This is a genomic window from Candidatus Thiodiazotropha sp. AKIB8 (assembly GCF_058244675.1).
In genome coordinates this window covers 247,214-260,493 of sequence record NZ_JBSYOO010000029.1, presented here as the reverse complement: position 1 = coordinate 260,493, position 13,280 = coordinate 247,214, and the positions used below count along the sequence as shown (strand labels likewise).

General features: G+C 46.3%; 11 protein-coding genes. 8 read left to right on the top strand and 3 right to left on the bottom strand.

Going from position 1 to position 13,280, the window contains the following annotated elements; all coding sequences use genetic code 11:
* The first annotated feature begins 1 nt into the window (after position 1).
* Both AC4IFB_RS07655 and AC4IFB_RS07650 read left to right on the top strand, forming a co-directional pair.
* The gene (locus AC4IFB_RS07655; protein WP_490776818.1) at positions 2–691 is read left to right on the top strand and encodes a hypothetical protein; all 690 of its coding nucleotides are present in this window, start codon (positions 2–4) and stop codon (positions 689–691) included.
* A 27-nt stretch (positions 692–718) separates the two neighbouring features.
* Positions 719–1,087 carry a hypothetical protein gene (locus AC4IFB_RS07650; RefSeq protein WP_490776819.1) on the top strand — a complete coding sequence of 123 codons (369 nt, stop codon included), beginning with the start codon at positions 719–721 and terminating at the stop codon, positions 1,085–1,087.
* 143 nt (positions 1,088–1,230) lie between these two features.
* Here the strand turns inward: AC4IFB_RS07650 and AC4IFB_RS07645 are convergent, their stop codons facing one another.
* Complete coding sequence (locus tag AC4IFB_RS07645) at positions 1,231–2,076, bottom strand: quinoprotein dehydrogenase-associated SoxYZ-like carrier (RefSeq protein WP_490776820.1); 846 nt, start codon at positions 2,074–2,076, stop codon at positions 1,231–1,233.
* Positions 2,077–2,298: 222 nt separating this feature from the next.
* Positions 2,299–3,243, bottom strand: coding sequence for an MBL fold metallo-hydrolase (locus tag AC4IFB_RS07640; RefSeq protein ID WP_490779838.1), 945 nt, complete (start codon positions 3,241–3,243; stop codon positions 2,299–2,301).
* Positions 3,244–3,470: 227 nt separating this feature from the next.
* On the opposite strand from AC4IFB_RS07640, the gene AC4IFB_RS07635 reads away from it, so the two are divergent.
* From AC4IFB_RS07635 to AC4IFB_RS07610, 6 genes are all read left to right on the top strand, one after another.
* Complete coding sequence (locus tag AC4IFB_RS07635) at positions 3,471–4,490, top strand: ABC transporter substrate-binding protein (RefSeq protein ID WP_490779837.1); 1,020 nt, start codon at positions 3,471–3,473, stop codon at positions 4,488–4,490.
* Positions 4,491–4,501: 11 nt separating this feature from the next.
* Complete coding sequence (locus AC4IFB_RS07630) at positions 4,502–5,248, top strand: ABC transporter permease (protein ID WP_490776823.1); 747 nt, start codon at positions 4,502–4,504, stop codon at positions 5,246–5,248.
* A gap of 4 nt (positions 5,249–5,252) precedes the next feature.
* Complete coding sequence (locus AC4IFB_RS07625) at positions 5,253–6,014, top strand: ABC transporter ATP-binding protein (RefSeq protein ID WP_490779836.1); 762 nt, start codon at positions 5,253–5,255, stop codon at positions 6,012–6,014.
* Positions 6,015–6,276: 262 nt separating this feature from the next.
* Positions 6,277–7,983, top strand: a complete 1,707-nt coding sequence (locus AC4IFB_RS07620; RefSeq protein WP_490779835.1) for an NAD(P)H-dependent oxidoreductase subunit E — start codon at positions 6,277–6,279, stop codon at positions 7,981–7,983.
* Positions 7,973–10,726, top strand: a complete 2,754-nt coding sequence (fdhF, locus tag AC4IFB_RS07615; RefSeq protein WP_490779834.1) for a formate dehydrogenase subunit alpha — start codon at positions 7,973–7,975, stop codon at positions 10,724–10,726. Before AC4IFB_RS07620 ends, fdhF begins: the two co-directional genes overlap by 11 nt.
* A gap of 246 nt (positions 10,727–10,972) precedes the next feature.
* Positions 10,973–12,148, top strand: a complete 1,176-nt coding sequence (locus tag AC4IFB_RS07610; RefSeq protein ID WP_490776827.1) for a porin — start codon at positions 10,973–10,975, stop codon at positions 12,146–12,148.
* A 165-nt stretch (positions 12,149–12,313) separates the two neighbouring features.
* Here AC4IFB_RS07610 and folP read toward each other — a convergent pair whose 3' ends face one another.
* Complete coding sequence (gene folP / locus AC4IFB_RS07605) at positions 12,314–13,135, bottom strand: dihydropteroate synthase (protein ID WP_490776828.1); 822 nt, start codon at positions 13,133–13,135, stop codon at positions 12,314–12,316.
* Between the last annotated feature and the right edge of the window lie 145 nt (positions 13,136–13,280).

The following is a 13,280-nucleotide window of genomic DNA, read 5'->3' as shown; positions in this document are numbered from 1 at the left end:
AATGTTCACGCGCAGTTTGATTATTGCAATATTTTCAGTCTTTTTATGCTCTACACCAATGCTGGCGGAGACCCAGATTCTACCCCCTCCGAGTTTAAACAAAGCTCAGAAGATGTTTTTTTACAAAGATCACCTTCAGGGGATTGGTAAAGGCAGCCAGCTCGACTATGGCTTGAAAAGCACAACTACTGATGATGAGAGCTTCACTGATAAGATTGAACTCAAAGTAACGAATGTTATCAGTGAAAGAAAGCGGGATATCGAGTTTAACTTTCTGACAGGCTCACGACATATCGATTTTTCTCCTGCTAAATCCTACACTGGAAATCCAGTGATTATTCACTTTCTTGAACGGGATATATCCATGATGTCGAGGGATACAGGCGGGTGGAATGGCTATTTTAGAAATCGTATCCGTGATTCTTTTAAGCATCCAGTTCATGTTAAGGATGTGAGTATTAAATATAAAGGTCAAGATATAAAAGGCACTGAAATAGTTATTACCCCATTTATTGGGGATCCAAATTCCGAAAACTTCAAACTGTATGTTAAAAAGAGTTATAAGTTTATCTTCTCTGATCAAGTACCAGGCGGTGTTTATCGAATCCACACACAGGTTCCAAGTGAAAATGGTGAGCAAGTTTTGATTGAAGAAGATATGACATTCCAGAAATTAACGCCTGGCGCATAAAAAATGATAGATAAATTGAGGCCATCCATGTTCAAAACAAGACTATCATTTACCTTGATCACTGTAGGATTTATTTCTATTTTCTCATCTGTAGTAACCGCTGATGAGTGCGATAAATCGGACGCCTACCCTACTTCAGCAAAAGTAGACTATGTCATCGGTTGTATGGCATCTAACGGACAGACTCATGAGATGATGCAAAAGTGCTCGTGCAGCATCGACTTGATTGAAAAGGCAATTCCTTATACTGAATATGAGCATATATCAACCTTATTGAGTCTACAACAGATGGCAGCAGCTGGTAGAAATGCTGTCTATAAAAGCTCTACCTGGTCACAGAAGGCCGTTGCAAAATTGCGGGATGTTCAAGCTGATTCTACTTTACGTTGTTTTTGAACTACCCAGCTTTTGTAGAATTTCCACCCATGATATTCCCATCATCAGCCAGATCATGTTCAATGGAGTCTCTGTATAAACCCTGAAACAGAGGCTCCAATCGTCTTAAAGGCAGCTCTATTAATTGCTTGTGCCCTTATCTGCTATGAACTCTTCTTTGGTAGATCTAACGTATGTGTAAAAGTCCTGCCTTTTGAGTCTTTGACATGTACTTCGAGCACACCAGTCTCTTCCGGCGAAAAACCAAAACGTATACTTGGATCTTCACTTATGGATATATCCGTATCTGCGGTGAAGACCTCCTCTCCATTGAAAGTAACTTGTATCGTTCTGATGAAATCAGCAGGTATGTAGAATCGAGAAACCTGATCAAATTGCAGTCCAGAATTATTGGGATGTTTTATCATTAGTTGGGTTGGGATGATTTCTCCTGAAGTGAATGATTCTGGTAGACGAAATTTTATCCGTCCCAGTTGCGCTTCAGCTGCTGCCGGATCTTTCAACGAAGGTGCAGAGCACCCTCCGGATGCCTTCACATAATTATTCACCATATAGATATTGCCATCGCTAACCTCTGCGATAGCTCGAAGATCAGTATAGGCATTGATACGTACCCGGGTGGATAGTGTTTTCCAACTATGATTTCCAGGAAATTTGAAAACCGCAGCCACGGGAGAAGGATTGTTGTCAATTATAATATAAAGCTTCTTGATATAGCGTTCCGGCGTCTGCTCAAACTTGGATTCAATCGAAATAGGTACAATTGCAGCATCCATAGCCCTTTTTGGCGTTTCAAGCGCAAGAACTTCTGTTCCATCCTGGATATATCTATCCCCTATCAGGGAACTTTTTATCTGAAACCATCGGGCACCATCTTCTGTGGCCTCTACCTTGGCAGGTAGTATAAAACTGATCAATATTACTATTGTGAAGAGAATGCAGGTGTTCCATACCCAGCCTTTGTGTTCCATTGTTGGGACAACTATCATAGTAAAAATCCTCTTTATGAGAAACAGAGTGACTGGAACCTGCTATTCGTCACGTAGTAGGAATTAGATCCAAATCTAATGAAAGTGTTCCAGGCAAAACCTGGACAACCGATTGAGGTGTTTCGACCTCCTAACTGTTTACCAATTATGATTCCTGAATTCCAGCTTCAACCACACAAAAAAACAGGACATTTCTAACCCTCACTTTTTATCACCCCCTCTCTACTCCCACTCTAATTCTGCAAATGCAGCTGTCACATTCCTGCCATGATATGTTTTAAATAACAACCAGTTGGAACGCTCATTCAAACCAACCTGCTCTACAGCCTGTGTAATCGTCCCTCCCTGTTTTATGATCTCTCTAATTTCATTCGCTATATTCTCTAGGTAACGTCGTTGATTGAGCAGTGCAGTTTTCCATTGAGTTACGACTGGTCCGTGACCAGGTACAACTCTCGCTATGGCATCACAGTTCAGACTATCCCTGGCTTTATGATCATCTTCTGTCTTTGCTGAATTGTTGAAACAGTTAGCATTTATAAGACCATTAGTGACCTTCATCCACCCTAGAATACTGCCATCAACCACGGGTATACGATCAATAAACAGCAGATCAGAAAGCCACAAGGTTGCCGTTTTACTGTCATAGATGCTGATATCATTATTAGTGTGAGCAGTAGGATAAGCTGTTAAATGAAGCAAACGTCCGCCAAGATCCAAACTTAGTCGTTGATCGACAGTCACCGTTTGATCAGGAAACACCATTTCAGTGCCCTCAGATGCAGAGCCTAAAATTTGTGTCATATTGTTCAGATAGACTGACTGACGCCTGGCTAGTGCATCTCCAAGCTGAGCATGTCCAATAAATTTCGGGTTATCCTGGCGGAATGCAGCCGCTCCCAAGCTATGATCCGGGTGCATATGGCTCAATATCACATACTCAATCGGTAGATCAGTAATTTCGCGAATCATCTGCCTAAGTGCCATCCCCTCCTGAATATTACTTCCAGTATCAATTACAGCTACACGATCATTACCTACAATAAAACCGATGTTGGCAATATGACCTTGGTTCGACTTGGAAAAATCCTCATGCAAGCCTGGCCTGATGTATATGCCTGGTGCTATTTCTTTTAACTCCCCAGCAGCTGCCGCGTAGATCGGCACAAGCAAAAGCAGTACGCTGGTTGTGAAGATTAGAGTAGTGTGGAATCGGAACCTATTCTGCCTCTTGCTAATCTTCTGAAATATTAAAGTAGAAAATATCCTGTACTCATTGGCATATATTTTGCGAAAATAATTAGAAATAAATTGATGAAGATTATTCAGCATACTGTCTCATCCTGAATCGATACATAGATAAAAAAACAGAATCAATAACTGCTGGAGGAGAGATGACAGCATATTTCCTATGGGCCATTAAAAATACCTGTTTCACTTTCATTGCATTACGAAATCTTTTCTTTGTTGTAACTCTATTGCTCTACAGTACATGCACATTTTCGGCCAACACGCTAAAGATGGCTGTTTTGCAGTTTGGTACTGCCAATTGGGAACTCGATGTAATCAAGAGACATGGCCTTGACCAGGAGCAGGGGTTTACACTTGAAGTCACCAAAATGGCAGGAAAGCAGGCGACTATGGTGGCACTGCAGGCTGGATCTGTTGATGTTTCTGTCAGTGACTGGATCTGGGTCTCCAGACAAAGAAACAGTGGCAAACCCTATACCTTCGTACCCTACTCCACAGCGCTTGGTGCCCTTGTGGTTCCCCAAGGGTCTGACATCAAATCAATCAATGATCTGCAGGGTAAAAAGCTTGGTATCGCTGGTGGACCTCTGGATAAAAGTTGGCTACTGCTGCAGGCGCTTGCACTCCAGGATTCCAATATTGAATTAAGTAAAACTCTGACACCGGTATTTGCCGCACCCCCTCTTCTAAATCAGCAATTAAAACAGGGACGTATCGATGCTGTACTCAATTTCTGGCCATATATAGCACGCCTGGAAGCATTAGGCATGCAGCAGATTATAGGTGTAGAGCAAGTTACGCATGGCTTAGGCATCAATAGCCGTGTCCCTTTCGTTGGTTATGTATTTGACGAACTATGGGCGAAGGAAAATCATCAAATTATCGAAGGTTTTATCCGCGCTACAGATAAAGCCAAACAGATCATGCAAAAATCTGATCAGGAGTGGGAATTACTGCGTCCCTTGATGAAAGCACCGGATAATGCCACTTTTATTGCATTAAGAGATGGTTTTCGAGCGGGTATCCCAAGCCGTTGGAGTGAACAAGAGCTTAAAGATGCCAAACAGTTGTTTGATATCCTCTTTAAATTGGGTGGTAAAAAACTTGTAGGCAATACAACTCAGCTTGCACCGGGAACATTCTGGCCGAACATAACTGATTAAGAGTAGTATCCTTGAATATTCCTGTATATGTCCGTCGTTTCTCTTCCATACTGTTGCTACTACTGATATGGCATATCACTGCTCTAATGTGGCAGAACAGTATGCTACCTCCGCCCAGTAGTGTCGTTGAGGTTATCTGGCAGGAGATGCAGAGTGGACAACTTTGGTTTCACTTGAGTGCTACCCTGATACGTGTTCTGATTTCATTTGTCATTGCGATGCTGGTAGGAAGTATTATCGGAATCATCATGGGCCGATCGCGCATGACCGATCAATTTCTCGACCCCTGGTTAATCGTTTTCCTCAATATACCGGCACTGGTAATCATAATTCTTGCTTATGTTTGGTTTGGTTTGGCTGAGCTAACGGCAATCTTTGCGATTGCAGTTAACAAAATTCCCAATGTTGTGGTGACCATGCGTGAAGGTGCTCGTACTCTGGATGAAGAGTACCATGAAATGGCGCGCAGCTTTAATATAGGCAGACGAAAAACTCTGCTATACATAACCCTGCCCCAGCTACTCCCTTTCTTTGCAGTCGCTGCACGTTCAGGCATTGCATTGATTTGGAAAATAGTGCTGGTGGTCGAACTGCTGGGGCGTAGTGATGGCGTAGGTTTCCAATTGCATCTCTATTTCCAGCTCTTCGATGTCAGTGGCATATTAGCTTACAGTCTCTCATTCATCATGATTATGCTGTTCATTGAGTATGGTTTACTGCAACCTCTAGAGCGGAGAATAAACCGCTGGCGCGGATAGACCTATGTTAGATATCGATATACAACGAAAAAGTTATATTCAGCACAATCCAGAGCGTGAGCTTCTGGTATTGGATAACATCAGGATCAAGGTGAAAGAGGGAGAATTCCTGGCTCTTGTTGGTCCTTCCGGCTGTGGAAAAAGTACCCTTTTACAGATTTTATCTGGCCTTGATAAAACCTTTGAAGGCAACATTACATGGCTTGATAAACACAGCAATTCTTCAGCTAACCTGGGTTATGTATTTCAAAACCCGAGACTTCTACCCTGGCTCAACTTACGTGACAATATTACCCTGGTGCTGGATAATCCTGCTGAAAAAAAACAGCAGGTTGATGAGTTGCTGGAAGCAACTGGTCTGTCAGCATTCAGCGATTATCACCCTGGCCAGCTTTCGATCGGCATGCAACGTAGAGCAGCACTTGCCAGAGCCTTTGTAGTGGAACCCTCTCTACTGATTATGGACGAGCCTTTCGTCTCCCTGGATGGTCCAACAGCCTTTCAGCTCAGGCAACTTCTGCTCGATATACTGGCTATACGTTGTACTACAGTGGTGTTTGTTACTCATGATCTGCATGAAGCAACCATGCTTGCAGATAGAATTCTTTATCTCTCATCCTCACCGGCAAAAGTGATCGGAGAATCACTTGTCGACTTAGCAAGGGACAAGCGTACCAATGAAGAGGAAATTGGAAAAAGATATTTAGAGATCAAAACCCTTTTCAAGAGCTTCTATCAATCTGACAGACTGCCCACAGAGTCATAATGAGATCAGCTCAAACTTGATCTAATATTCGATACCTTTGCGGTCCATCGCTACAAAGATCTACAAAAATAGAGGTTTTTCCTCTATCAAAAGATTCATCGAAGATTGTCTTGCTGAAGTGACAGCTACAGTTCAATGTGCCAGAAAAGTGGAGCACTAGCCTTATGAGGCTACTCAATTACACCCTGTCACTCTATATGGCACATGAATTGCAGTTTAGTTATGAACGATATTTTAACCAATCAGCTCATGAGATATTCTTTTGTCACCCTCAGCTAAACCACAAAAAAGACGACTGGGACAACGCAAGGGACGTAGTGTAGATCAAACCACCCTCAAATTAGTCCGCGAGCTACTTGATGGGATTCCACGACGCCCTGACCTGCTCATAGAATCACTTCACAGAATTCAAGATCATCTGGGATATATCTCCGTAGAACATCTTTCTGCCCTCGCCAGTGAGATGAATCTCTCCAGTGCAGAAGTATATGAGGTAGCGAGCTTCTATCACCACTTTGATCTGGTCAAAGAGGGCCAATCTCCCCCTCCCCCCTTGACTGTGCGTGTGTGTGATTCCATATCCTGTAGTTTGTCGGGCGCTGAAAATCTATTTGCCGAATTACAGGCAGGACTGGGTAGTGGCGTCAGGGTTCAGCGAGTGCCCTGTGTCGGTCGTTGTCAGGAAGCGCCTGTCGCTGTGGTTGGGAAACGGCCTCTCTCCCAAGCAAATGCAGTAAAAGTTCAGCAACTGATTGACGCTGGTGATATAGAAGCTGAATTGCCTGACTATCTTAGCTATAGCGACTATCGTGCTGGTGGCGGCTATAACCTGCTGCAGCAGATTTTGAATGACAAAAGTGAGAGTGATCAATCAGGGAAGCTGTCTGCTGAACAAGTTATTCAGTGCCTGGAAGGCTCAAACCTCAGGGGGCTGGGGGGGGCTGGTTTCCCTGCTGGTCGTAAGTGGCGGATCCTGAAAGATCAACCATCGCCCCGTCTTTTAGCCGTTAATATTGACGAAGGCGAACCTGGCACCCTGAAGGATCGCTACTATCTTGAACGAGACCCTCATCGATTCCTCGAAGGTACACTGATCGCTGCCCAGGTAGTGGGTATCAGCGAAATCTACATCTATCTTCGGGATGAATATGCAGGAATTCGTATGATGCTGGAAAAGGAGATCTCTGCCCTGCAGTCTGATCCTCCCTGTCCACTGCCACCGATACATATGCGCCGGGGAGCCGGTGCCTACATCTGTGGTGAAGAGTCCGCGATGATTGAATCCATCGAGGGTAAACGCGGCATGCCTCGCCAACGCCCCCCCTACGTTGCCCAGGTCGGGCTTTTTGGTCGTCCCACTTTGGAACACAACATGGAGACCCTCTACTGGGTCCGGGAGTTGATTGAGCGTGGCGCTGAGTGGTTTACCGCTCAGGGACGAAATGGCCGGCATGGGTTACGCAGTTTCTCCGTCAGCGGCCGAGTCAATAAACCTGGCGTCCATCTGGCCCCCGCTGGCATTACCATGCGGGAACTGATTGATGAATATTGTGGTGGCATGCAAGAAGGTCATGAACTCTACGCCTACTTTCCCGGAGGCGCCTCCGGTGGAATCCTACCTGAATCACTGGCGGATATACCACTCGATTTTGACACTCTGCAAGCCTACGGCTGTTTCATCGGATCAGCTGCAATTATCGTATTGTCGCAACACGACAGCGCCCGCGATGCAGCGCTGAATGCAATGCGCTTCTTCGCTCATGAATCCTGTGGTCAATGCACCCCCTGTCGGGTCGGCACTGAAAAAGCAGCTGCCCTGATGGCGCAGAAGCAATGGGATCCGGCGCTACTCGAAGAGCTCTCAACAGTCATGATCGATGCATCTATCTGTGGTCTGGGTCAGGCCGCCCCCAACCCTATGCTGAGCATATTGAAATATTTCCCCCAGGAGTTGGATCATGGCGAATAACTCCGAATCAACAGCTCAAGCGATCAACTTTACCCTTGATGGCATCCTCCTGAGTGCAACACCTGGAGAGAGCGTGTTGCAGGCTGCTAAACGCGCTGGTGTGGAGATCCCCCATCTCTGCTACAAGGAAGGATTAAGGGCCGATGGCAACTGCCGTGCCTGTGTTGTTGAGATTGAGGGTGAACGCACCCTCGCTGCTTCCTGTTGCCGCACACCCAGTGAGGGTATGGTGGTGAACAGTCAAGGGGAGCGTCCCCGCAAGTCGCAACAACTGGTGTTGGAATTGCTGCAATCCGACATGGTTGAATCCCAATATACTCACCAAAATGAGCTAGACCATTGGTCTAAAAAGATGGAAGTTGGCAAACCCCGCTTCCCAGCGCGCCAGCAACCTGTAAGTGACAGCTCACACCCTGCCATAAGCGTCAATCTTGATGCCTGTATTCAGTGCACACGCTGCCTGCGTGCCTGCCGTGAAACCCAGGTTAACAATGTGATTGGCTATGCGATGCGAGGAGCAGTTTCATCGATAGTCTTCGACACTGACGAACTATTGGGTAATAGCAGCTGTGTCGCTTGTGGTGAATGTGTACAGGCCTGCCCTACAGGTGCACTGATGCCATCTGAGAATAGGGGTTTGGAAGAGACTGAAAAACAGGTCGATTCTGTCTGTCCCTATTGTGGTGTCGGCTGCCAACTCACTTTTCATGTCAGTGATAATCGTATTCGTTATGTCACAGGAAGAGATGGCCCGGCAAATAACAGTCGCCTTTGCGTTAAAGGCCGTTATGGATTTGATTATGTACACCATAAGCATCGACTGACGAAACCACTGATCCGACGTGCTGATGCCCCCAAACAGGCAGAACTCGGACCCGATCACAACAACCCATTCTCAGATTTTCGTGAAGCAAGCTGGGAAGAAGCCCTGGCAGTGGCTGCTGAAGGCCTCAGCGAGATACGCAGCAATAGTGGTCCCTTAGCATTGGCCGGCTTTGGGTCGGCCAAGGGTTCGAACGAAGAAGCCTATCTTTTCCAAAAGCTGGTTCGCACAGGCTTTGGCAGCAACAACGTTGATCACTGTACCCGTCTCTGTCACGCTTCATCGGTTGTGGCACTACTGGAGATGATTGGATCAGGTGCAGTATCAAATCCAATTGCAGATGTAGATAAGGCTGAGGTTATCCTCATTATCGGTTCCAACACCACTGATAACCATCCTGTGGCCGCCACCTTCATCAAGAATGAGGTTAACGCGGGCAAGACACTCATCGTGATGGATCCGCGACGTACCACGATTGCAAACCATGCAACACATTTCCTGCAGTTCAAACCTGACACTGATGTAGCGTTGCTGAATGCCATCATGAATGCCGTCATTGAACAAGGCTTGGTGGATAGCGCTTTTATTGAGCAACGCACCAGTGGATTTAAAAAGCTGGAGCAACACCTTCGCCCCTTCACCCCAGAAGCTATGGCACCTATTTGCGGCATCGACGCCGCCACAATACGCAAAGTTGCGCGTGTCTATGCCAAATCCAAGGCCTCGATTATTTTTTGGGGAATGGGTGTCTCACAACATATACATGGCACCGACAATTCACGTGCACTGATCTCCCTGGCGCTGATGACTGGCCAGATCGGCAGACCTGGCACCGGACTCCACCCACTACGTGGTCAGAACAACGTCCAGGGCGCCTCTGATGTGGGGCTTATTCCGATGGTATTTCCAGACTATCAGCGAGTCGATAATCCCCAGATTCGCGCTAAGTTCGAAGCACTGTGGGAGACAGAGCTTGATCCAAACCCCGGTTTAACCGTGGTCGAGATCATGCATGCAATCAGTGATGGCAAGATAGAGGGCATGTACATCATGGGTGAGAATCCAGCCATGTCTGATCCAAATCTGAATCATGCACGTAAAGCACTTTCCAGCCTGAAGCACCTGGTGGTGCAGGATATCTTTATGACTGAGACTGCCTGGTATGCGGATGTCATCCTTCCTGCCTCAGCCTTCGCTGAAAAAAACGGAAGCTTCACTAACACTGACCGGAGAGTTCAGCTCGGCCGTCAAGCCATTGATCCACCAGGAGAGGCCCGACAAGATCTTGAGATCATTCAGCAGATGGCAAATCATCTGGGACTCGATTGGCACTACAACCACCCCAAGCAGGTGTTTGATGAAATGCGTCAGGCAATGCCGAGCATTGCCGGGATCTCATGGGAGCGCCTGGAACAAGCCGGAGCCATAACCTACCCCTGTGCAGATGAGAGCGATCCAGGACAGCCTGTGATCTTCATAGATGAATTTCCAACTCCAACGGGTAGAGCCAGCTTTACCCCGGCACCATTTACCAATGCGGATGAACTGCCTGACCACGAGTATCCTTGGGTGCTGATCACCGGCCGTCAATTGGAACACTGGCACACAGGAGCAATGACCAGACGCGCTGAGATGTTAGACAAGATTGAGCCAATTCCAGTAGCAAGTGTCCACCCGGAAGAACTGGCCCGTATTAAGATCGAGCCAGGCGATCCTATCAAATTACAATCCAGGCGCGGCGTTGTTACCGCGTTTGCCCGCGCCGATACTGGGGTTTCTCACGGACAGGTCTTTCTGCCCTTCTGTTACCACGAGGCTGCGGCCAATCTTCTGACCAATGAAGCTTTGGATCCGTCTGCAAAAATACCCGAATTCAAATTCTGCGCCATTCGTCTAATGCCTGGTCAGGGAGACGAATAAGAAATGATCATTTTGAGACAGAAAAAGGACGGTGTGGCATTTCTGTTACAGTTTTTCAGCTTAGTAACAGCTGCAGTTGGCGAGGTGACTCTCTCACATTTAAAAACAAAGTTTATTTCATGTTAATTCAATGGCTTATGATATTTTTTTATATATTGGCCCGTATTCTGCCTTCGGTATCAGTTACGCCAGAAAAGAAAGCTGTATGTGGCGTTGTAAATCACCAACAAATCCGGAGAAGAGAACGTGACCAGTAAGAAAATATCACTAATACTGACCAGTACAGCACTAACAGCACTCTCAATGTCTACCCACGCAGTTTCCTGGGATGCAGGTGACTGGAAACTGGGTCTCTCAGGCAACGTTAACGCACACTATGTTTATACAACCTGTGATTCAGGTGATCTTCAGAGTGGTGGAACTACTTTGACCAGTCTTCAATGTGCTGGTTCAGTAGATGAAGATGGTAATCCAGACGACGTTTCTTCCGTTCAGAATGGTCTATTGCCCGCAGCTATGGTTTTTAGTGCAGGCACCAATCAGGATGGCTATGACCTAAACGCCACTATCGGCGTTTACTATGGCACCAACAGTAACGAGGCTTTGGGATTCTCTACTGTCGATGCCCGTCAGATATTTCTAACCTTTGGTAACGAAGGTATGGGTAGTTTTAAGTTCGGCCGTGACTTCGGGCTGTTTGGTTTTGATGCAATCATCGCTGACATGTCTTTGATCGGTATTGGCGCAGGCTTTACACCTTCCGAGCCAGGCCATACAACACTGGGTGGTCTTGGTTTCGGCTATGTCTATGTCGATCGCCTCACCCAAATCAACTACACAACCCCCTCCATGAATGGATTGACAGGCACAATTGGTATATTCCAGCCAATGGATGGCAATGGTGGCGAGAGCGGCAGCAATCCAGGCATCCACGGTAAAGTTGCTTATGGCTGGAAAGGCTCAGTTCCAGGCAGTGTATCAGCAACCTTTTTAACCCAGGACATCGTTACTGATGCCGGAACCTCTGAATCGATCACCGGTTTCGACCTGTTTGGTAAAGTCGATGTCGGCGATATCGGTGTAGCCGCTTCTTTCTTCAGCGGCGAAGGTATGAGCACCCTGGCACTTGGTGGTCTCGTCCTGCCTGGTTTCGATGCAGCAGATGGAACACCTGAAGAGTCACAGGGCTACATGCTCCAAGGCACCTACAAACTCAACAAAACCAAACTGGGCCTCAACTATTCATTCAGCGAAAGTGACAAATTGGTTGAAGTCGAAAACACCCGGATCACCGTGGGTGCTTACCACTCACTGACTGCAAACCTGACACTGCTTGCAGAGTTCTCTTCACTGGAGAGTGAATTGTCTGCAGGCTCAGATGAATCGAACAGCTTCAACGTCGGTGCATTTATGTCTTTCTAGGCCATAGGTAGAAAATCTGCCTATAGATCTAAATAGAACTTTTTCAGTTCCTCCACCCTTAATGCCCACCTCATGACTTTCCCCAAGTCATGAAGGGCATTTTTTTTGTCTGAAATTTACCCTAGATTTGGTGAGTGACGAAACCAGTCGCACACAAATAGTTATCTAAACCCCTTGACGAATAGCCCAGGTCACATCTGCCGCTTGACGATTCTGTAAGACATCATGAACCCGGAAAACTTTTACTCCAGCCATCACGCCTAAAGCTGTGCATGCACAGGTTGCAGGTATCAACTGGGTGGGATCACTCACTTCACACACAGAACCCATAAAGCCTTTGCGGCTAACCCCTAGCATCAGGGGATAACCCAACTCAGCAAACTGCTGCAACTCGGATAAGAGTTTTAAATTGTCTCTTTTGCGTTTGCCAAATCCAATACCAGGATCCAGTAATAGCGAATTTGGATCCACTCCAGCAGTAAGTGCCGCCTCTATACGTTTCTCAAAAAATGCTTTTACCTCTGAAACAACATCTTTGTAGACAGGCGCATTCTGCATGGTAGCTGGAGAGCCCTGCATATGCATCAATACGATAGGTACACCATTTGAAGCAGCAAGGGATAGTATTTCAGGATCATCTCGCCCAGCTGAAATATCATTAATCATGCTTGCACCATGCTCAATCGCAATATCTGCAACCTCACTCAGGGTTGTATCGATACTGATGGGAAATCCTGCAGGCAGGCGTTCACGCAGTTCCACTATGGTGTCGAGTACCCGATTAATCTGCTCTGTTGCACTGATTTTCAAGGCACCTGGTCTGGACGATTCTCCACCAATGTCAATGATATCGGCCCCCTCAGCCACCATTTCTAATCCACGAGATACTGCATTACTACTCTCATAGCGCCCACCATCAGAAAAGCTGTCGGGAGTGAGATTTAGAATCCCCATAATTAGAGGGGATGAAAAATCATTCTTGAACATAGGGTTACACTAATATTCTTATTGGAATGCGATTTGTCAATTGGCCGAACTTGTCTTAGAATTGGTGTGATAATAAATATGAAATATTTAACCTATAAATACACAATGTACTTGATTAAGGATCGATCAGCACACCGGCTTGATA

What these genes read in the sequence shown, in the direction of transcription:
- fdhF (WP_490779834.1), top strand. Translation starts at nt 7,973, where the DNA reads ATGGCGAATAACTCCGAATCAACAGCTCAAGCGATCAACTTTACCCTT.
- AC4IFB_RS07645 (WP_490776820.1), bottom strand. Translation starts at nt 2,076, where the DNA reads ATGATAGTTGTCCCAACAATGGAACACAAAGGCTGGGTATGGAACACC.
- folP (WP_490776828.1), bottom strand. Translation starts at nt 13,135, where the DNA reads ATGTTCAAGAATGATTTTTCATCCCCTCTAATTATGGGGATTCTAAAT.
- AC4IFB_RS07650 (WP_490776819.1), top strand. Translation starts at nt 719, where the DNA reads ATGTTCAAAACAAGACTATCATTTACCTTGATCACTGTAGGATTTATT.
- AC4IFB_RS07635 (WP_490779837.1), top strand. Translation starts at nt 3,471, where the DNA reads ATGACAGCATATTTCCTATGGGCCATTAAAAATACCTGTTTCACTTTC.
- AC4IFB_RS07655 (WP_490776818.1), top strand. Translation starts at nt 2, where the DNA reads ATGTTCACGCGCAGTTTGATTATTGCAATATTTTCAGTCTTTTTATGC.
- AC4IFB_RS07625 (WP_490779836.1), top strand. Translation starts at nt 5,253, where the DNA reads ATGTTAGATATCGATATACAACGAAAAAGTTATATTCAGCACAATCCA.